General features: G+C 59.0%; 16 protein-coding genes. 15 read left to right on the top strand and 1 reads right to left on the bottom strand.

Annotated elements, in window-relative coordinates; translation table 11 throughout:
• The first annotated feature begins 5 nt into the window (after nt 1-5).
• The 4 genes from hisG (at nt 6) to QP884_RS05840 (ending at nt 5,988) form a co-directional block, all read left to right on the top strand.
• Nucleotides 6-851, top strand: a complete 846-nt coding sequence (gene hisG, locus QP884_RS05855) for an ATP phosphoribosyltransferase (protein WP_284821245.1) — start codon at nt 6-8, stop codon at nt 849-851.
• Between the two features lie 110 nt (nt 852-961).
• Nucleotides 962-2,521: an aspartate ammonia-lyase gene (aspA, locus tag QP884_RS05850; protein ID WP_284821244.1), complete on the top strand. Its 1,560-nt coding sequence runs from the start codon at nt 962-964 to the stop codon at nt 2,519-2,521.
• Between the two features lie 353 nt (nt 2,522-2,874).
• Nucleotides 2,875-4,182, top strand: a complete 1,308-nt coding sequence (locus QP884_RS05845) for an anaerobic C4-dicarboxylate transporter (protein WP_239235332.1) — start codon at nt 2,875-2,877, stop codon at nt 4,180-4,182.
• Between the two features lie 138 nt (nt 4,183-4,320).
• Nucleotides 4,321-5,988, top strand: a complete 1,668-nt coding sequence (locus QP884_RS05840; protein ID WP_284821242.1) for a formate--tetrahydrofolate ligase — start codon at nt 4,321-4,323, stop codon at nt 5,986-5,988.
• Between the two features lie 12 nt (nt 5,989-6,000).
• Here the strand turns inward: QP884_RS05840 and QP884_RS05835 are convergent, their stop codons facing one another.
• Nucleotides 6,001-6,831, bottom strand: a complete 831-nt coding sequence (locus QP884_RS05835) for a RecB family exonuclease (protein WP_284821239.1) — start codon at nt 6,829-6,831, stop codon at nt 6,001-6,003.
• A gap of 46 nt (nt 6,832-6,877) precedes the next feature.
• Here QP884_RS05835 and QP884_RS05830 point away from each other — a divergent pair, with 46 nt between their 5' ends.
• The 11 genes from QP884_RS05830 to QP884_RS05780 all read left to right on the top strand — a co-directional run bounded on the left by QP884_RS05830 (nt 6,878) and on the right by QP884_RS05780 (nt 20,214).
• Nucleotides 6,878-8,131, top strand: coding sequence for a M18 family aminopeptidase (locus QP884_RS05830; protein WP_284821237.1), 1,254 nt, complete (start codon nt 6,878-6,880; stop codon nt 8,129-8,131).
• A 28-nt stretch (nt 8,132-8,159) separates the two neighbouring features.
• Entirely contained in the window at nt 8,160-8,996 is an 837-nt protein-coding gene (locus QP884_RS05825) for a tRNA (adenine-N1)-methyltransferase (RefSeq protein ID WP_284821236.1), read from the top strand.
• Between the two features lie 85 nt (nt 8,997-9,081).
• Nucleotides 9,082-10,647: a proteasome ATPase gene (gene arc, locus QP884_RS05820; protein WP_284821235.1), complete on the top strand. Its 1,566-nt coding sequence runs from the start codon at nt 9,082-9,084 to the stop codon at nt 10,645-10,647.
• Entirely contained in the window at nt 10,644-12,176 is a 1,533-nt protein-coding gene (dop, locus tag QP884_RS05815; RefSeq protein ID WP_284821234.1) for a depupylase/deamidase Dop, read from the top strand. The genes arc and dop overlap by 4 nt, the downstream gene beginning before the upstream one ends.
• Nucleotides 12,177-12,220: 44 nt before the next feature.
• On the top strand, nt 12,221-12,412 hold the full coding sequence (locus QP884_RS05810; RefSeq protein WP_005329640.1) for a ubiquitin-like protein Pup: 192 nt from the start codon (nt 12,221-12,223) through the stop codon (nt 12,410-12,412).
• Between the two features lie 38 nt (nt 12,413-12,450).
• Nucleotides 12,451-13,830 (top strand): Pup--protein ligase, encoded by a 1,380-nt coding sequence (gene pafA / locus QP884_RS05805; protein WP_434736451.1) that lies wholly within the window; start codon nt 12,451-12,453, stop codon nt 13,828-13,830.
• A 36-nt stretch (nt 13,831-13,866) separates the two neighbouring features.
• The gene (locus QP884_RS05800) at nt 13,867-14,853 is read left to right on the top strand and encodes a helix-turn-helix transcriptional regulator (protein WP_284821231.1); all 987 of its coding nucleotides are present in this window, start codon (nt 13,867-13,869) and stop codon (nt 14,851-14,853) included.
• Nucleotides 14,854-14,855: 2 nt separating this feature from the next.
• Entirely contained in the window at nt 14,856-15,812 is a 957-nt protein-coding gene (locus QP884_RS05795) for a helix-turn-helix transcriptional regulator (protein WP_284821230.1), read from the top strand.
• Nucleotides 15,813-15,909: 97 nt separating this feature from the next.
• Nucleotides 15,910-16,173 (top strand): Sec-independent protein translocase subunit TatA, encoded by a 264-nt coding sequence (tatA, locus tag QP884_RS05790; RefSeq protein WP_284821229.1) that lies wholly within the window; start codon nt 15,910-15,912, stop codon nt 16,171-16,173.
• 207 nt (nt 16,174-16,380) lie between these two features.
• Nucleotides 16,381-17,376 (top strand): twin-arginine translocase subunit TatC, encoded by a 996-nt coding sequence (gene tatC, locus QP884_RS05785; protein ID WP_350309245.1) that lies wholly within the window; start codon nt 16,381-16,383, stop codon nt 17,374-17,376.
• A gap of 21 nt (nt 17,377-17,397) precedes the next feature.
• On the top strand, nt 17,398-20,214 hold the full coding sequence (locus QP884_RS05780) for a DEAD/DEAH box helicase (protein WP_284821226.1): 2,817 nt from the start codon (nt 17,398-17,400) through the stop codon (nt 20,212-20,214).
• Nucleotides 20,215-20,241 lie beyond the last annotated feature (27 nt).

Genomic DNA, 20,241 nt, shown 5'->3' with positions numbered 1-20,241 from the left:
TCCGCATGATCAAGATTGCTGTACCGAATAAGGGCTCGTTGTCAGAAGCCGCCGTGGAGATCCTTACAGAGGCCGGTTACAAGGGTCGCGGACATTCCAAGGCGCTCAACGTAGTGGATTCCGATAACGGGGTCGAGTTCTTTTTCCTGCGTCCGAAAGATATCGCTATCTATGTTGCCCGCGGCGTCTTAGACCTAGGCATTACTGGCCGAGACTTGGCACTTGACTCTAAAGCGAGCTTTGATGAAGTGCTGCCTTTAGGCTTTGGTGGGTCCACGTTCCGGTACGCAGCCCCGCAAGGGGAGGAGTGGGATATCTCTCAACTTGCCGGGCGGCGGATCGCGACGTCGTACCCCAATCTCGTCCGCGCCAACCTTGCCGCACATGGGATTGAGGCCGATGTTATTCGATTGGACGGCGCCGTAGAGATCTCCATCCGGCTAGGGGTTGCCGATGTTATTGCTGATGTCGTGTCAACTGGTACTACTTTGCGTCAGCAAGGCTTAGCGCCGTTCGGGGAGCCGATCATTGAGTCCGAAGCTGTAGTCATTAAGCGCACAGGGGTAGAAGTTACCGAGGAAGAGCAGGTAGTGCTCGACCGCATTCAGGGAATTCTGCACGCTCGCACCTATCTGATGATCGACTACAACATTGCTCAATCCAACCTCGACGCAGCCACTGGTATTACTCCAGGATTAACCGGTCCTACGGTGTCGCCGTTGGCGCGTGAGAACTGGGTGGCAGTGCGAGCGATGGTTCCAAAGAAGCAAGCCAACCAAGTCATGGACCGACTTTCCCAACTTGGAGCGGAGGCAATTTTGGCTTCCGATTTGCGCATCGCCCGCTTTTAGGGGGATCAATTTCTCTGGGTCGGCCCAAATAGATTCAGTCGTGGCTAACATTAGCGCTTGAGGTTACTCATTCGAATATAAGTCTCGACAGGCAAAGGAGCCGAGCCATCATGGCAAAGTCCTCTAAGAAAGAAGAAAAGGACACCAAGTCTGCAGCAAAGGACGTGAAGAAGAAGGAAGCTGATTCTTCCACTCACGCCGCACAGCAGAAGGTGGCCGAGCAAAAGGCACCTAAGAACTCCAGCAAGAAGACTCGCACCGAGACCGACCTTCTTGGCTCTTTGGAAGTTCCCGCTGACGCTTACTACGGTGTGCACACCGTACGCGCCATGGAGAATTTCCAGATTTCTTACGTGACCATCAACACCATCCCGCACTTCATTCGCGGAATGGTCCAGGTCAAGAAGGCGGCCGCCATGGCAAACCGCCGCCTGCACGTACTGCCAAAGAAGAAGGCTGAAGCCATCATCTGGGCCTGTGACCAGATCCTGGAAGAGGGTCGCTGCATGGATCAGTTCCCGCTGGACGTTTTCCAGGGTGGCGCTGGTACCTCGCTGAATATGAACACCAACGAGGTTGTTGCCAACCTCGCGCTGGAGTACCTCGGTGAGGAGAAGGGCTCCTATGACATCATCAACCCGAATGATGATGTGAACATGTCCCAGTCCACCAACGATGCTTACCCGACCGGCTTCCGCTTGGGTCTGCACGCAGCAGTCGATCACCTCATTGAGCGCATGGATGGTCTGCGTGCCGCATTCCAGGTCAAGGGCAATGAGTTCCAGGACATCCTGAAGATGGGTCGTACTCAGCTTCAGGATGCGGTTCCGATGACCTTGGGTGATGAGTTCAAGGGCTTTGCCAATAACCTGAACGAGGAGCAGGCATTGCTGCGCGATGCCCAGCGCCGCCTACTCGAGATCAACTTGGGCGCAACCGCAATCGGCACCGGCGTGAACACCCCGGCCGGCTACCGCCACCAGGTCACCGCAGCTCTGTCTGAGGTCACCGGCCTGGAGATGAAGACCGCCCGCGATCTCATTGAGGCAACCTCTGACTGTGGTGCATACGTGCTGCTGCACGCCACCATCAAGCGCGCCGCGATGAAGCTCGCCAAGATCTGTAATGACCTGCGCCTGCTGTCTTCCGGCCCACGCGCTGGCCTGGCTGAAATCAACCTGCCTGCCCGTCAGGCCGGCTCCTCCATCATGCCGGGTAAGGTTAACCCGGTTATCCCGGAGGTTGTGAACCAGACCTGCTTCAAGATCTTCGGCAATGACCACGTCGTCACCATGGCCGCTGAGGCTGGTCAGCTGCAGCTCAACGTCATGGAGCCGGTCATCGGCGAGGCACTGTTCCAGTCCATTCGCATCATGGGTAACGCCGTCGATGCCCTGCGCGAAAAGTGCGTCACCGGAATCACCGCCAACCCGGATGTCTGCCGTGCCTACGTGGAAAACTCCATCGGTATCGTCACCTACCTCAACCCGTTCATCGGCCACCACAACGGTGACCTGATTGCCAAGGAGTCCCTGGAGACCGGCAAGGGCGTCAAGGAACTCGTCCTGGAGAAGGGCCTGCTGGATGAAGCAACCTTGAACAAGGTTCTGTCCGTTGAAAACCTCATGCACCCAGAGTTCCGCGGTCAGCTCTTCATCGACGAGGACTAAAGACGTGGCTTTTGAGTAGCAGTAGGGCGTAGCGCCCCGCATCTTAGGCCCCCACGGTCTTTGCCACTTTCACTTCATGAGAAGGAAATCTGGCGAAGGCCGCGGGGGTCTTTTGCGTGTTTGGAATCGGCGGTTGCTAGTTTCCTTTTATGTCCCTGTGCAGGGAGAATGCGGAGAAGGATACCGACCGTCTTATAACGAGACGCTAAATACATGTGGGAATCAACACAAACGGACAATTCGAGTGAATAAATCGACGTGACAGGTGCAAAATAGAAGATGTTGAGGACGGCATGCACTCTGTATGGGGATGCGTGCCCTTAGTTTGCATACAGAGCGTATGGAGTATGTCCATGGTTATTGTTCATATAGTCATCGTTCTCGCCGCCATTTTCTTGGGCGCGAGGATTGGTTCAATTGGTATCGGTATGGCCGGCGGCCTCGGTGTGTTGGCCCTTGGTCTCACCGGTGTCCCGGTTACTAGGGAAGACATCCCGTTCGACGTCATCGGTATCATCATGACCGTTATTGCCGCCATCGCCGCAATGCAGCGGGCTGGTGGCATGGACTACCTGGTGCACATCGCAGAAAAGTTTCTGCGCAAGAACCCGAAGCGGATTACTTTCTACGCGCCCATCGTTACGTGGTTGATGACGGTACTGGCTGGTACCGGCCACACTGCATTCTCCACGCTACCGGTCATTGTTGAGGTAGCTAAAGAAGGCAAGGTTCGCCCTTCACGCCCGCTTTCCATTGCGGTAGTTGCCTCTCAGATGGCAATTTGTGCCTCGCCTATTTCTGCCGCAGTGGTACTCCTAGCCAGCCTGTTGGAACCAGCTGGAGTGGGCTATTTGCAGGTGCTGGCGGTCGTCATTCCGGCAACGTTCCTGTCTATCTTCCCGGCTGCGTGGATTGCTAATAAGTTTGGCAAGGAACTAGATGATGACCCGGTGTACCAGGAGCGCAAGGCGCAAGGCCTGGTTAAGCAACCACTGGGTGCTGAGAACTTCCAGCCGCAGAAGGGCGCCAAGGCTTCTGTTCTGGTGTTCCTGGTAGCCATCGTCATCGTGATGGCCTGGGCAACGCTGACCTCGGAGCAGGTCGGCCTAATTGCAGAGCCAACCCTGCCACGTAATGAGGCCATTATGACGGTTATGCTCACCGCGGCCACCATCATCGTCATGATGACGAAGGTCCCGGCGGGGGATGTTCTCAATACGCCGGTATTTAAGTCCGGTATGTCCGCATGTATTTGTGTGCTGGGCGTTGCTTGGTTGGGTACCAGCCTTATCAACCACTACATGGACGATATTCAGTCTATGGCTGGCAGCGTTATTGAGTCTTCGCCGTGGCTGCTCGCGGTGGTCTTGTTCTTCGCCGCAGCGCTGCTGTACTCGCAGGCCGCTACGACCAAGGCCCTCATGCCAGCAGCCCTGGCTCTGGGCGTAAGCCCCCTTACCGCAGTCGCTGCTTTCCCGGCCGTCTCGGCTCTGTTCATCCTGCCGACCTACCCAACGCTGCTGGCAGCGGTGGAGATGGACGATACAGGTTCGACTCGAATCGGCAAGGCCGTATTCAACCACCCATTCCTTATCCCAGGCACGGTCAGCATCGTGGTTTCTGTCCTGTTGGGCTACGCATTCGGCCTCGTCATCCTTTAAAAGATAGACGACAAGTCCACCCACAAGGCGCCCTGGAGGGCGCCTTTTTGGATCGCAGCGTGAATAGGAAGATTGATTCACTTCACTTTCTTGGAAAAATGCGGGTTATTTAACTCGCAGGCTCGGTAGGCTAAAAACATGATTACTCAGCCATCCGATGTTGAAATTGCCCAAGCCCACCAACTGCAGCCAATCGCGGAGATCGCGTCCAAGGCGGGCATTCCTGCCGACGCCGTGATCCCCTACGGCACCACCAAAGCCAAGGTCGATATCACCAAGGTGGACTATTCCAAGGAAAACCAGGGCAAGCTGGTGCTTGTCACCGGCGTATCGCCCACACCTGCCGGTGAAGGCAAGTCCACCGTGCTCATTGGCCTTACCGACGCCCTGGACAAGTTGGGCAAGAAGGCCATCGTTGCACTGCGCGAGCCCTCCCAAGGTCCAGTGATGGGTATTAAGGGCGGCGCGGCTGGCGGCGGCTATGCACAGATTGTCCCCATGGAAGACATCAATCTTCATTTCACCGGCGATTTTCATGCCATTACCTCTGCAACCAACACCCTGGCCGCCATCATTGACAACCACATCCACCAAGGCAACGCCCTGGGCATCGACCCGCGGCGCGTGACATGGCAGCGGTGCATGGACGTCAACGACCGTGCCCTGCGCAACGTGGTGACCGGTCTGGGCGGGCCAGCTCACGGTGTGCCTGCAGAAACCGGTTTCACCATTACCGCGGCCTCCGAAATCATGGCCATCTTGTGCTTGGCCACGAACCTCGAGGACCTAAAGAAGCGCCTCGGCGATATCACCATCGGCTTCACCTATGATCAGCGCCCTGTCACTGCGCGTGACTTGAATGCGGAAGGCGCGCTCACGGCGCTCATGCGTGATGCCCTCAACCCCAACCTGGTACAGACCCTTGGCGGCGTGCCGGCCTTGGTGCACGGTGGGCCATTCGCCAATATTGCGCACGGTTGCAACTCCCTGCTGGCAACCCAAACCGCGCTCCAATTCGGCGATATCGTCTTAAGCGAGGCCGGCTTCGGCTCCGACTTAGGCGGAGAAAAGTTCGTCGACATCAAGGCGCGCTTTGGCAACCTAGATGTTGCTGGCGCCGTGGTCGTTGCCACCATCCGCTCGCAGAAATACAACGGCGGTGTGGCCAAGGATAAGCTCACCGAGGAAAACCTGGATGCCCTCAAGGCGGGCATAGTCAACCTAGAGCGACACGTAGAAAACCTGCGCAAGTTCGGGATCAAGCCAGTTGTAGCGCTCAACCTCTTCTGGTCCGATACCAAAGCAGAACGCGAGTTCATGCGGCAGTGGGCCGAAGACTTCGGAGTGGCCTTGGAGGAAGCCAATGTGTGGTCCGAGGGCGGCGCGGGCGCTACCAAGCTGGCAGAGACTTTGCTGGAGAACCTGCAGGGAGGCGCCAAACAGCTCTACGATCCGCGGGAGGGAATCGAGGCCTCCATCGAGACCATCGCGCGCGAGATCTATCGCGCGGACCGTGTGGAATACGGGGCTAAGGCGCTCAAGGATCTGAAGTACATCCAGGACAATGGCTGGGACAAGCTGCCGGTGGTCATCTCTAAGACGCAGTACTCCTTCAGCGACGATGCCTCCACCCTGGGGGCGCCGGAAGGCCATACGCTGCACGTGCGCGAATTGCTGCCGCGTACCGGTTCGGGATTTATCGTCGTGCTCACGGGCAATGTTATGACGATGCCGGGGCTGCCGAAGAAGCCGGCGGCCAATAACATCGACGTCGATAAGCAGGGCACTATTTCGGGCCTCTTCTAGGCTGGTGCGGCGCTAGTCCTTTGTATCCGCCGCGGAACCCGGCCAGCCCGGGTACTGCGGCGGAGTGCCACCAAACTCCGGGCAGAGATCTTGGTGGGCGCACCAGCCGCAGAGCTTGGATGGCTTCGGACGGAAGTCCCCGGCGCGCCCGTCGGCCTCAATCTTGGCCCACAGCTCGCCGAGATCGCGCTCGAAGTATTCGAGCTCCTCTCGGTTAGGCGTAAGAAACATCGAGTCCAATACCTTGAGGTACATCAGGCGCAACTGGTGGGGAATGGTTCCTAGAATGCGCCAGTAGACCAGCGCATAAAAGCGCATCTGGAACTGTGCATCCTGGGAATAGCGGGGAAGTGGCTTCTTGCCGGTTTTATAATCCACGACTCGGACCTCGCCGGTTGGGGCGCGGTCCACGCGGTCGATGAAGCCGCGGACGGGGACGCCATTGGGCAGGACCGTGTTGACGTACATCTCTGTTTCTTGGCAATCAAAGCCCTGTGGATTTTCCATCTGGAAATAGCCCTTGAGCAGTTCCCTGGCAGCGACGAAGAAGTCGTAGGTGTCTTCTTCTGGCACGAGCTCTAAAAGCTCCTCGTCTTTGGCGGTCATCTCTGCCCAGGAGGGCTTAATCATCTTCACCGCGGCAGGATAGGTCCGCTCGGAGCGCGGTAGCTTGTGCATCTCTTCCAGGACGGCGTGCACGAGTGTTCCTTTGACCTGCGCGATGGTCTTGGGCTCGGGCAACTTGTCAATGGCGCGGAAGCGATAGAGCAGCGGGCACTGCTTATAGTCGGAGGCGCGCGAGGGCGACAGGGCGAGTGGGCGGGGAGTAGATGAAGTAGCCATGGTGTATCTAGCCTATCGCCGCGCGATTCGTGGCAAGCTAGGAGGTATGAGTTATACCGCAGATTTCCTAGATTTCATTGCTGCTTCTCCTTCTTCGTACCACGCTGCCGATGAGGTATCCCGCCAGCTGCGCGAGGCGGGATTTGAGGTACAGGATGAGGGAACGCAGTGGTCCGCTGCGCCTGGCGGCCACGTCATGGTGCGCGGCGGCGCGGTAGCGGCGTGGTACGTGCCAGAGGGCGCGGATAAGAATTCTGGTTTCCGCATCGTGGGGTCGCATACGGACTCGCCGGGCTTGGTTCTTAAGCCCACGCCGGACTTTTCCGCAGCCGGCTGGCAGCAGGTGGCAGTGGAGATCTATGGCGGTGCGCTGCTGCATACCTGGTTTGACCGGGAGCTGACCGTTGCCGGGCAGATTGTCACCAGGGATGGCACGCGGCACCTGGTCAATACTGGCCCGGTACTGCGCCTTCCGTCCCTGGCAATTCACCTCTACCGCAAGGACGAGTTTAAGCCGGATCGCCAGCACAACATGCAGCCGGTTTTGAGTGTGGGTGACCCGGAGGCGTCCATCTTGCAGGTAGTGGGGGAGAAGGCGGGCGTCGCCAAGCAGGATATTGCTTCCTTCAACCTGATTACGGCCGATGCCGCTCGCGGCGAAGTCTTTGGCGCCGGCGAGCAGTTCATCGCGGCCGGACGCATGGATAACCTGTCTTCCGTGCATGCCTCGTTGGAGGCGATGAAGAAGGCCGCCGAGAGTTATCGCGGAAACGATATCTTGGTCATGATGGCCTTTGACCATGAAGAGGTGGGATCCAGCTCGCGCTACGGTGCGGGCGGACCAATCCTGGCGGATGTGCTGACCCGCACGGCGCGGGCGCTGGGGGCCAACGAGGAAGAGCGTTTCCAGATGTTCTCCCGCTCGAGCTGTGTCTCGGCCGATGCCGCGCATTCGGTGCACCCAAACTACGTGGGCAAGCACGATCCCACGCACCACCCGATCATCGGCAAGGGCCCGGTGACCAAGATCAATGGCAACCAGCGCTATGCCTCCGATGCCACCACGGTGGCGTTGTGGGAAGCGGCATGCGAGAAGGCAGGCGTGCCGGTGCAGCGGTTTGTGGGCAATAACGATGTGCCCTGTGGCTCGACCATTGGTCCCATTACGGCGACGCGTTTGGGCATCGATACTGTGGATGTGGGCGTGCCCATGCTGTCCATGCACTCGGCGCGAGAAATGGTAGGCGAGCGGGACCAAGTATGGCTCGCGCAGGCACTTGAGGCATACTTGGTGGGATAGTAACCGCAACCTCGAGGAGTCTTGAGACATGGCTTATTCCGGCCCCTTTGCCTATGGCGACCGCGTGCAGCTTACCGACGCCAAGCGGCGCCACTACACGGTCATTCTGGAAGAAGGAGGCCAGTTCCACTCCCACAAGGGCATCATTAACCATGATGACATCGTGGGTATGGACGAGGGCTCGGTTATTGAGTCCACGCTTGGCTCCTCCTTCCTCCTCTTCCGCCACTTGATGGTGGATCACGTGCTGTCCATGCCGCGCGGTGCTGCGGTGATCTATCCCAAGGATGCGGCGCAGATTTTGGTAGAGGGCGATATCTTCATGGGCGCGCGCGTGCTCGAGGCCGGTGCCGGTTCGGGTGCGCTGTCCATGTCCCTGCTGCGCGCCGTGGGGCCAGAAGGCCATGTGTATTCCTATGAGGTGCGCGATGACCACCTCGAGTATGCGGTAGATAACGTCAAGGAATACTTTGGCAAGCAGCCCGAGTGGTGGTCGCCGCGCCTCGGCGATTTGGGCGATGTCACCGCCGAGGATGTGGGTGGGCCGGTAGACCGCGTGATCCTCGATATGCTCGAGCCCTGGGAGCACCTGGAGACCGTGCGCGATCTCCTGATCCCTGGCGGAGTGTTCATGACCTACGTGGCAACGGTGCCGCAGTTGATGAAGGTGATGGAAGGAATTCGCGAGCTCAAGTGCTTTACCGAGCCCAAGGCCTGGGAATCTCTGGTGCGCGAATGGAAGGTCGAAGGCCTGGCTACGCGCCCGGAGCACCGCATGAATGCGCATACCGCCTTCCTTATCTGGACCCGCCGCTTGGCCGATGGAGTCACTCCGCCGCGCCCGCAGCGCCGCGCCCGCAAGTAAAGCTGGAAATAGGCTCACCTCAGCGCCCAGAATTTAAAGCGCAACTGCCCTCTTTCGCCGACTGGGCCGCGTTAGAGTAGTGGGCATGGATGAAGCCACGGACTATAAGCGGCAGATCAGCCAGCTTGCTGCCCGCAATCAGAAGTTGGCGGGCTTATTAAAGGAATCGCGTGGGAAGCTCGAACAGCTTTTTGCGGAGCTTAACGCGCTGGCTGAGCCGGCATCGACCTACGGCGTTTTCTTAGGCTATTCGCCTACCCACAGCGAGGTGGGAACCACCGCGGAGGTCTACACCAACGGCCGCGTGATGCAGCTTAAGGTTTCGCCCAATGTGGAACCAGGCAGCCTAGTGGCCGGCCAGCAGGTTCGCTTGGGCGACGGCTTCGTGGTGGTCGAAGGCTGCGCACCCGAGCGTACGGGCGAGCTCGCCACCGTGGTAGAGCGCTTAGGAGATAAACGCCTCATCGTGGCAAATTCCTCCGGCGAGGAAAAAGTGGTGCTGCTATCGCAGGCACTGCACGAAGAAACCCGCGTGGCAGCAGGCGAGATAGTACTGGTTGATCCCAAGGCTGCTATCGCGCTGGAAAAGGTGGAAAAGACGGAGGTCTCCCAGCTTTCCCTTGAGGAGGTCCCCGATGTGCGCTATGAGGACATCGGTGGCCTGGACGAGCAGATTTCCCAGATCCGCGATTCCGTGGAATTGCCGTTTATCCATCCGGACCTCTATCACCACTACGAGCTACAGCCGCCTAAGGGCGTCCTCCTCTATGGCCCGCCTGGGTGTGGTAAGACGCTCATCGCCAAGGCCGTGGCCCATTCCTTGGCGCAGCAATTGGGCGGCGACGCCCCGAGCTACTTCCTCAATATCAAGGGCCCAGAGTTGCTCAATAAGTATGTAGGCGAGACGGAACGCCGCATCCGCCTCATTTTTGAGCGCGCCCGCGAACTAGCCCAGCTGAGTTCTGACCGGCCGGTGGTCATATTCTTTGATGAGATGGAATCCATCTTCCGCACCCGTGGCTCAGGCGTGTCCTCGGATATGGAAACCACGGTGGTGCCGCAGCTGCTCACAGAACTCGACGGAGTAGAAAGCCTTTCCAATGTGATCGTCATTGGCGCGACCAACCGCGAGGAGCTCATCGATCCCGCCATCATGCGCCCCGGCCGACTGGATATTAAGATCCGGGTCAACCGGCCGAATAAAGAGGGCGCCCGCGAGATCTTTGCACGCCACTTTGCGGAATCCGTGCCGCACCAGGGCACGCTAGAGGAGCTCATCGGCGCCGCGGTGGACGAGCTCTATGCCGATCGCCCCTTTGTGCAGCTGCACTTTTCCAGCGGCGAGCGCGAGGTATTGCACTACCGGGACTTTGTCTCCGGCGCGATGATTGCCAATATCCTCTCCCGCGCCAAGAAGCTGGCTATCAAGGACGAACTGCAGCAGCGTGCGGGCAGTGAGCAGGGGATAGGCGGGGGCCACGGGGGCATCGCCAAGCAGCATTTGCTCCAGGCCATCGCGGCCGAGCGCGCCGAATCCGAGTACGTGCCCACCTCTACCAACCCCGAGGAGTGGACCAAGATCATCTCTCAAGACCATGCAGGTGCCCGCGTTGAGCGGGTGGAGCTACTGACCGCTAGGAGGAGCGCATGAGCCGCGTTGTAGGAACAGAGACCGAGTACGGAATCGCCACCCCGGAGCTGCCGGAGTATTCGCCCATCATTTCTTCCACGCACGCGGTGGTAGCGTATGCCGCGCTGCACACTGGGGCGCGCTCGCGCTGGGACTTTGCCGAGGAACACCCGCTGCGCGATTCCCGCGGCTTCGATCTCAAGCGCTACCAGACAGTTCCCGTGGTGGAGCCCAACGCCATCGGGGTGGCCAATGTGGTCACGGCCAATGGCGCGCGCTTCTATGTCGACCACGCCCACCCAGAATATTCCGCGCCAGAGTGCACCAATGCCTGGGACGCCACGCTTTACGACGCCGCAGGGGACGCCACGCTCCTGCAATCAGCAGCGGCCGTAGCGGGCCTTACTGAGCAAGGAAAGTCCGTCCTTGCCAACCATGACCCGTGCCCTGCCTTGCGTTTCTACAAGAACAACGTGGACGGCAAGGGCGCGTCTTATGGCTCGCACGAGAACTATCAGTACTCCCGTGCCACAGACTTTGACACCATGGCGCAGGCCCTTATCCCGTTTTTCGTGGCCCGCCAGGTAGTCATCGGCGCTGGGCGCATGGGGATCGGCGAGTTTGGCGAGGAACCGGGCTTCCAGATCTCTCAGCGCGCTGACTATATTGAGCAGGAAATTTCGCTGGAGACCACCCTCAATCGCGGCATCATCAATACCCGCGACGAGCCGCATGCGGTGCACGCGGACTATGGGCGCCTCCACGTCATCATTGGGGATGCGAATATGTCGCAGACCTCCACGCTGCTCAAACTGGGCATGACCTCCCTGGTGCTCGATGCGATTGAGCAGGGTGTGGACTTTAGCGATCTCCGCTTGCAGGATGCCGTGGCGGAGGTCCCACGCGTCAGCCGCGATCTCAGCCTTCAGCATCGCCTTGAGCTTGCCGACGCCCGCCAGCTCACCGCCCTAGAAATCCTCGCCGAATACCGAGACCGCGTCACCCCACGCACCGACGCAGACCACAAGGTGCTCGCGGCCTGGGACGAGGCAGTCGCCCTTCTTGCGGAAGATCCGATGCAGGCGGCGCACCTGTTGGATTGGGTGGCGAAATATCGCCTGATCAAGGGCTACCTCGACCGCGGTATCGATCCGGCAGACCCAAAGCTGCGGCTCATTGACCTGCAATACGCGGAGATCGATCCTGCCAAATCGCTCCATCACGCGCTGGTGCGTAAAGGCCAGATGCGGCAGCTCTTTAGCGCTGCAGAAGTTGAACGCGCCGCCACCATTCCGCCAGAGGACACTCGAGCGTATTTCCGCGGCCGAGTAACCCAGAAATTCGGCGAGGACATCATTGCCGCGAGCTGGCAAAGCCTTACGGTGCGGGTAGGCGAGACAACCGCGGCACCCTGGGCCACGGTTCCGATGGATGAGACCACCGGCCTGACCCGCGCCCAGTGCGAGGAGATCATCGACACCGCACGTACGGTGGAGGATCTCCTCCAGGGGCTCACTGACAGCGGTATCCAGCCCGAGTACCGTAATTAATAACCAAGCAATTAGGCAGAAGCCAAAGAAAGGACTTCCTCCCTATGTCTACTCACCAGTCCCAGGTCACTGGCGGCAATGGCGGCGATGACTCCACCGGAGATGAGGAATTTACCTCTACGCAGCTGAGCATCAACACCACCGGCACCGATGAATTACTCGATGAGATCGATGGGCTGCTAGAAAACAACGCCGAGGAATTCGTGCGCTCTTATGTCCAAAAGGGCGGGCAGTAAGGGTGAGTGACCAGCGCCCCGTCTTCGCCCGTCGCATCATGGGCATCGAGACGGAATATGGCTTAACCACCAGCGCGGGCCCAGGAGAACGCGCCCTGAGCCCCGATGAAGTGGCGCGCGTGCTTTTCCGGCCCATCGTCCAGGAACATTCTTCCTCTAATATCTTTTCCACCAACGCGAGCCGCCTGTACCTCGACGTCGGATCCCACCCCGAGGTAGCCACCGCCGAGTGCGATAGCTTGAGCCAGCTTCTGGCCTATGAATGCGCCGGCGATGCGATAGTCAACCGGCTGGGCGAACAAGCAGAGCAGGCCTTTGCCGCCGAGGGGCACCCGCGCACGGTGTACCTGTTTAAAAACAACGTGGATTCAGCCGGCAATTCCTTTGGATGCCACGAAAACTACCTTATTAGCCGCCACATGGTGCTCAAGGATTTGGGGCTGGCGCTTCTTCCGTTCCTTATTACCCGCCAGCTCATCTGCGGCGCCGGTATGGTGCAGCCCGCTAAGGGCGATAAGCCCGCCCAATTCCTGCTCTCGCAACGCGCGGACCAGGTGTGGGAGGGCGTATCTTCTGCCACCACCCGCTCGCGCCCCATCATCAATACCCGGGATGAACCTCACGGCGATTCCAAACGCTTCCGCCGCATGCACGTCATCGTGGGTGACTCCACTATGGCCGAGCCCACCATGGCGCTAAAGGTTGGCTCCACGCTGCTCATCTTGGAAATGCTGGAGGCCGGATTTGAGTTGCCGGAGTTCGACATCGACAAGCCCATTCACCATATCCGCGCCATAGCGCGAGACCTGACGGGCTCGACCGAACTGCCGCTTGCCGGAGGGGGATCCGTCACCGCGCTCGAGGTCCAGCAGCAACTCTGCCAGCGAGCGACTCAGTGGTTGGAAGAACGAGAAGACGCCGGCACTCCCACGGCAGAAATGCGGCGCGTGGTGGATCTCTGGCAGCGCACGCTGCACGCCATTGAGACTCAAGACTTTTCCGGAGTGGACCGAGAAATCGACTGGGTCATTAAATTGGGACTGCTCGAGCGCTACCGCGCACGGCTAGGCGGCCACTGGGACCACCCCAAGCTCGCACAGATCGATATGACCTATCACGATATCCGGCCGAGTCGCGGGCTCTACCATCTATTGCTGCGCAAGGGCCTTATCGAACGTTGGATCACAGACTCCGAGATCGAACGAGCTATGGACACAGCGCCTGCCACCACCCGTGCTGCGCTGCGCGGCCAGTTCCTTGCCGTTGCCCGTAGCCTCGGGGCCAACGTCACCGTTGACTGGACGCGCCTTAAGGTCAACCGCCCAGAGCCGCGCACCGAGGAGCTCCTAGACCCCTTCGTGGCCGACGTTGATCGGGTCGAGGCGTTGCTAGACTATATGCGTCTACACCACAGCTAGAAGCACACGAGCCGCACCAGGGAGACAACACAACACGTGGCAACGCACAACCCCGCGCCGAAACGGCATGATGAGGCGGTAGAAAGACTCACCAACCTCTCTTTCGCGCTACAGGGCGCCGCCAACTCCGGCGGTAGCCCGGACCGCACTGCCTCCTGGATTCGCCGTCATGTAGCAGGATACGGCGATAAGTCAGATGAAGCCTTCGCCAAATCTCTGGCACGAGATATCGCAACCCTCCAGCGCGCCGGGGTGCCCATTGTGCACTCAGGCGGCGAAGACGGGGCGCGCTATCGCCTCGACGCGAGTAACTATCAGCTACCGCCGGTAGAATTTTCCCCAGAAGAGGCCATGGTTTTGGGCATCGCTGGGGGAGTAGGCACAACTGGAGGCCTGAGCGATTTCTCCTTGTCCGGTTGGACCAAGATTGCCGCCAGCGGCGCCTCGCGCAACCTTGCCGGTGCGCCGGTGTACACGGCCGTCAATGACATCACCCGCCTCGCCCCGGAAATCATTACCTCTGTACTCGCCGCAGTGCGCAATCAGCTGCGAATCACGTTTTCCTACCGTGCACACCCGGCCGCCAAACCGGTACGCCGCGTGATGGACCCATGGGGAGTGGTCAATCGCGATAGCCACATCTACATCGTAGGATTCGATGTAGAACGTAACGCCCCGCGTGTCTTTCGTGCTCTTCGCGTCTCTGACATCAAACGCTCGCACGATCCCGCGGAGCACCCCAATCCAACTGAGGACCTACAGGTATTAGTAGAGCGTGCACTGCAGCGAGGGGAAAAAGTCGATGCGCGCCTTGTCATCCCTGACGGGCAGGCACGAGAGCTTTTAGATGCCGGCGAGCAACAACCCGATGGCACTGTGTTGCTGCACAAGGTGGATAAGGATTGGCTCGTGCGGACCGCGGCCGGCTACGCCCCAGAAGTACAGGTGCTCGAACCAGTCGGGTTACGCCAAGAGGTCATTTCCCTTTTACGCAGGGTGTCGCAATCGCAGGAGGAAGGCTAGACATGGCTGACGGATCGCTAAAGCTCCAAGCGCTGGTGCGCTCTTTGAACCTGATTCCTTACTTTAAAAACCATCCCGACAAGACGCCTATGGAAGCGGCCAAAGATTTGGGTATGGATCCTGGCGAACTGAAGGATGCTCTTGACCGGCTCTTTTGTTCAGGCACGGGGCGCAATACCGAGGATCTCATTGATCTCACCTTCAGTTATCGCGATGGGGTAACCATTCACAACGATCAGGGCTTGAGTCAAGCGCTGCGCCTTACCCCGACGGAAGCCGGTGCTTTGCTCCTTACCCTGGAGTCCTTGCAGGCGATGCCAGGGCTAATCGACGCGCACGCTGTCGAATCCGCAGCCGCTAAGCTGCGCGGCATCATGGACGAAAAGACAGTCGCCATCTATGAGTCGCTGTCTACTCCAGCCCCAGAAGAGACGGATATCCAGGCACTTTTGACCCAAGCGGTCAACGAAAGAAAGCGGGTACGGCTGCGTTACTGGAGCGCTTCCTCAAATGCTGAATCCGAGAGGGTGGTGGACCCAGCCCGCATTTTCATCGTCGATTCCGAGCCCTACGTGGCCGCTTGGGAGGAAGCAAAGCAAGCGCATCGCACTTTCCGCATCGACCGCATTAGTAAGGCTCGCATCGTGGAGGAAGAATCCCAACCGCACCTGAAAGACCTCGACTTTGATGCCTCTTCACCCTTTAATTTGGGCGATGGGGACACCGTGCAACTAGCAATTAACCAAGAATTCACGTGGCTGGCTGAGTATTACGACATGCGCCTAGGTGAAGACTTAGGAAATGGGGAAGTAGCTGCAACGATGCCAATGGGATCAGTGGATTGGCTTATTCGCTTTGCCCTTGGTCAAGCTGATAGGTTGCGGGTAGTGGCTCCTCAATCCGTGGTAAACCTCATTGCGGAGCGAGGAAACACCGCCTTGAGCGGCTATACTCAGTAGCCAGTTACTTGCCCGTTTACTGCGCCCGCCCGCCGGCAGATAAGTTGGCGGTGATGCTTCCCGGCATGCTGGTGCACTAGTTGAAAGAGGTTTCTCCATGAGCCTAGGACCTATGGAAATCGGCCTGATCGTTCTTGCCATCGTCTTGCTTTTCGGTGCAAAGAAGTTGCCGGAATTGGCACGCTCTATTGGCCGTTCCGCGCGCATCTTCAAGTCTGAGGTCAATGAGATGCATTCCGAGGATGCCCAGCGTTCTCAGTCTCAGGCGCAGCTGAACCAGAAGCAGCAGTCCGATGAGGAATTCTGGAACCGACCAGACATGCAGCCGGGCCAGCAGAGCAACACCAATACTCAGCAGTAAACGCCCCTAACCTGTCGTCGCGCGAACACCCCTGCAGCGCGCGGATATGCATCCGCAATCCGTGCAGTAGGGAAGTGTTCGCTTCTTTGCGTTGAAAGAGCCACACTGATGTCGTCACAGTCACAGCCTGTACCTGCCCAGAAGGCAAGCAAGAGCGTGAAGGGTAAGCTGCGCTTTTCGCGCAAGCAGAAGAACCCTACCGGGGAGATGACCTTGGTGGAGCACCTGCAGGAGCTGCGCCGCCGCATCATTATTTCCGTGCTAGCGGTTGTCGTCGGGGCCATCATTGGGTTCATTTGGTACCAACGAGCACCATTCGGACTGTCTCCGTTGGGTGAAATTCTACGAGAGCCGTATTGTGCGCTGCCCCCCGATAAGCGCGCCTCCTTTAGCGCGGACGGCGAGTGCCGTCTATTGGCCACCAGCCCGTTTGAAATGCTCCTGTTGCGCCTGAAAGTAGGCGCTTTGGCCGGCACTGTATTGTCCTCGCCGGTGTGGCTGTATCAGGTCTGGGCCTTCGTTGTGCCTGGTCTCCATAAGAACGAGCGCCGCTACACGTTGAGCTTTGTCAGCGCCGCGGTGGGCCTATTCGTTGCCGGTGCCGTGCTGGCTTATTTCATCTTGTCCGTGGGTTTGGAATTCCTCATGGGTATCGGCGCCGAGTATCAAACAGCGGCCCTGACCGGTGAGCGATATTTCTACTTTCTCCTGGCCCTGCTGCTCATCTTTGGCATCAGCTTTGAAATCCCACTGCTTATCGTGTCCCTGAACCTGATTGGCGTGCTCGAATATGAACACGTCAAAGACAAGCGTCGCATCATCATTGTCGTCGTGATGATTTTCGCCGCCTTCGTCACCCCAGGCCAGGATCCTTTCTCGATGGTGGTACTGGCTGGTTCACTGATCTTGCTCATCGAGATCGCATTCCAGTTCTGCCGCCTCCACGATAAGCGCATCCAGCGCGAACGCCCCGAGTGGATGGATCTCGATGATGAGACTGCTTCGCCGCTTGGCGCTGGACCAGGAGCCATCGGCGGGCCAACCCCTGTCGAGGCGCCGAGAAGAGTAAACCCTTCACCGGGGCCCTCGCAGCCGGTTTCACAGCCAGTACAACAGGCACAGCAGCAGCCGCAGCAGACATGGAGCACCGGCGCCAGTGGGACTTCGTCGACCAGCGGCGGCTTTTTCGACGATGTCCTCTAGGCACGGGTAGCCTGGGGAGTCATGACTGAAACTCATCTGGATTCTTTTACCGCAGCCCTGCCATACCCGTTGGATGAGTTCCAGGTAAAGGGCTGCCAGGCCGTAGAGGACGGTCACGGCGTACTGGTCTGCGCGCCGACTGGCGCCGGCAAAACCATCGTGGGCGAATTTGCTGTCTCTTTGGCGCTGAGCCGAGGAACCAAGTGTTTTTATACAACGCCGATTAAAGCCTTGAGCAACCAGAAGTACCACGACTTGGTGGAAGAGCATGGTGAAGAAGCCGTAGGCCTGCTCACCGGTGACGTATCGATCAACTCTGATGCAGAGATCGTCGTCATGACCACAGAGGTGCTGCGCAATATGATTTACGCAGAATCCGCGGCCCTCGATCGCTTGACCCACGTGGTCATGGATGAGATCCACTTTTTGGCCGATGCATCGCGCGGCGCGGTATGGGAAGAGGTCATCCTCAACCTCGCGGATCATGTCTCCATCATCGGCCTATCTGCCACAGTGTCCAATTCGGAAGAATTCGGCGATTGGCTTTCTACGGTGCGCGGCGATACCACCGTCATTGTCTCCGAACACCGCCCAGTTCCTCTCGACCAGTGGATGATGTTGGGGCGCAAGATTTATCCGCTCTTCGAGCCAGAATCTGGCGGCCAGGTCAACGCTGAGCTAGAGCGTAGGATCCAGCGCCTGGAAGCTGGCGATACCGATGATGGTCGCGCGGACTATAAGTCTGGCAAGGGCTTTCGTGCGCGTGCGCGTCACAAGGGCGGCGGACGCAGCGAATTCCACGGTAAGGGAAGGGGACGCTCCGGCGCCGCCCGGCAGCAGGATCGCTATCGCCCCTTGGGCCGCCCAGAGGTATTGAAGGTATTGCAATCGCAGGACATGCTTCCGGCGATCACCTTCATCTTCTCCCGTGCAGGCTGCGATGGCGCTCTCTATCAGTGCCTGCGCAGCCGCATGGTGCTTACCTCCCAAGAGGAAGCACAGGACATCAAGGACATTGTCGATGCGGGTGTGGAAGGTATCCCTGAAGAAGATCTGCAGGTCCTAGACTTTAAGCGCTGGCGCGAAGCCCTGTCCCGCGGCTTTGCCGCGCACCACGCAGGTATGCTGCCCGCCTTCCGGCATATCGTGGAAGACCTATTCGTACGCGGCCTCGTCCGTGCCGTGTTTGCCACTGAAACGCTCGCACTCGGCATAAATATGCCGGCGCGCACTGTGGTGCTAGAAAAGCTCATTAAGTTCAATGGTGAGGCGCACGTCGATCTCACCCCAGGCCAGTACACGCAGCTGACTGGCCGGGCAGGACGCCGTGGCATCGATACATTGGGCAATGCAGTTGTGCAATGGGCACCCGCCATGGATCCGCGTCAAGTAGCTGGCCTTGCTTCTACCCGTACGTATCCTCTCATTTCCACTTTTGCACCCGGCTACAATATGGCGATCAATTTGCTGGGCATGCTTGGTTTCGAGGAATCTCTCCGCCTTTTGGAAAAGTCCTTCGCACAGTTCCAAGCCGATGGCTCCGTCGTGGAGGAAACGCGCGAGATTGAACGCGCCGAGCATCGCGTGCGAGAACTGCGCAACCAGCTCGATGATGCCGTGGCGTCGCTTGCACCACCTGCTAAAGACGGGGAAGATCCCGCCGAGGTTCTCATGGACTATGTCCGCCTGCGCCGCGAGCTCACAGCGGAGGAAAAGCAATCAAAAATCGATAGTGCCAATCAACGAAACCAAGAGGTTATCGCGGTACTGGGGCGCCTGCAGCTGGGCGATGTTATTGCCATGCCCGGCAAGAAGCGTCCAATTCTCGCCGCGGTTGTTACTCCCGCTAACCAAACCGCGGATCCCCGCCCGTGGATTACCACTGAGTCCGGGTGGTCGGGACGTATCGATGCAGCCGGAATCAATAACCCACCGATCCAAGTCGGTAGCATCAAGATCCCCAAGCCGGTGCGCAAGAATCCGCGCCGCAATACCCGATATGTGCAAGATGTCTTGCACCGCGAACACTTCGACCGGCCCAAGCGCATGAAGTCGCACACCCGCGCTCGGCCAAATAAGCGGGTAGGTCAGTTGCGCGACGCACTGCGTGCTCATCCAGCTCACGATTGGCCGGCTACTGACCGCGAACAGCTGGCGGGCCTGGCACAAAAGCTTGCACGGCGCGAGCGTGATCGGGACAAGCTGCAATCCAAGGTCAACAAAGCTACGGATACTTTGGGTCGCACCTTCGAGCGCGTTGTGGACCTGCTCGCAGAGATGGACTACGTAGAGTTCACCGGGGTCGGTGCCGATCGCACGCCAGTGATCACGGAGGAAGGCGAGCGCCTTGCCAAAATTCACAGCGAATCCGATCTGCTCGTCGCCCAATGCCTCAAGCGCGGAATTTGGGATGAACTCGATCCCGCTGAGCTTGCAGGCGTTGCCTCCCTGTGCTGTTTCGAAAACCGCAAGGCCACCAGTGGGCAACCGGAAGCAGCCACCGAGCGCATGGCTGACGCTATGAATGCCACGTGGCGCGTGTACACCGAACTTACCGCTGATGAGCAGCGCCACCGGCTGCCGCCCACCCGTGAACCAGAGGCCGGATTCGCTTTGGCGGTACACCAATGGGCGGCCGGGGCGCCGTTGGGCTACTGCATGGCTGCGGCCAATGAAGCCGGCGCCGAGCTCACCCCGGGTGATTTTGTCCGTTGGTGCCGCCAAGTCATCGACCTGCTGCAACAAGTGGCTAAAACGGGGTACGACGGCGAAATTCAGCGCAACGCCCGCCGGGCCATTGACGCGATTCAGCGCGGTGTCGTAGCCATTGGCGCCTAATATCCGCGGCGCGGACGAGTAGACTCT

This window comes from Corynebacterium tuberculostearicum (genome assembly GCF_030229345.1).
Classification (GTDB): Bacteria; Actinomycetota; Actinomycetes; order Mycobacteriales; family Mycobacteriaceae; genus Corynebacterium; species Corynebacterium tuberculostearicum_G.
The sequence above is the reverse complement of the archived record's forward strand: the minus strand, read 5'-3'. Positions and strand labels throughout refer to the sequence as shown.

Coding starts and splice junctions, on each gene's coding strand:
- QP884_RS05780 (WP_284821226.1), top strand. CDS start 17,398: ATGACTGAAACTCATCTGGATTCTTTTACCGCAGCCCTGCCATACCCG.
- QP884_RS05795 (WP_284821230.1), top strand. CDS start 14,856: ATGGCTGACGGATCGCTAAAGCTCCAAGCGCTGGTGCGCTCTTTGAAC.
- QP884_RS05835 (WP_284821239.1), bottom strand. CDS start 6,831: ATGGCTACTTCATCTACTCCCCGCCCACTCGCCCTGTCGCCCTCGCGC.
- aspA (WP_284821244.1), top strand. CDS start 962: ATGGCAAAGTCCTCTAAGAAAGAAGAAAAGGACACCAAGTCTGCAGCA.
- QP884_RS05830 (WP_284821237.1), top strand. CDS start 6,878: ATGAGTTATACCGCAGATTTCCTAGATTTCATTGCTGCTTCTCCTTCT.
- pafA (WP_434736451.1), top strand. CDS start 12,451: ATGGGCATCGAGACGGAATATGGCTTAACCACCAGCGCGGGCCCAGGA.
- tatA (WP_284821229.1), top strand. CDS start 15,910: ATGAGCCTAGGACCTATGGAAATCGGCCTGATCGTTCTTGCCATCGTC.
- QP884_RS05825 (WP_284821236.1), top strand. CDS start 8,160: ATGGCTTATTCCGGCCCCTTTGCCTATGGCGACCGCGTGCAGCTTACC.
- dop (WP_284821234.1), top strand. CDS start 10,644: ATGAGCCGCGTTGTAGGAACAGAGACCGAGTACGGAATCGCCACCCCG.
- tatC (WP_350309245.1), top strand. CDS start 16,381: ATGACCTTGGTGGAGCACCTGCAGGAGCTGCGCCGCCGCATCATTATT.
- hisG (WP_284821245.1), top strand. CDS start 6: ATGATCAAGATTGCTGTACCGAATAAGGGCTCGTTGTCAGAAGCCGCC.
- QP884_RS05840 (WP_284821242.1), top strand. CDS start 4,321: ATGATTACTCAGCCATCCGATGTTGAAATTGCCCAAGCCCACCAACTG.
- QP884_RS05810 (WP_005329640.1), top strand. CDS start 12,221: ATGTCTACTCACCAGTCCCAGGTCACTGGCGGCAATGGCGGCGATGAC.
- arc (WP_284821235.1), top strand. CDS start 9,082: ATGGATGAAGCCACGGACTATAAGCGGCAGATCAGCCAGCTTGCTGCC.
- QP884_RS05845 (WP_239235332.1), top strand. CDS start 2,875: ATGGTTATTGTTCATATAGTCATCGTTCTCGCCGCCATTTTCTTGGGC.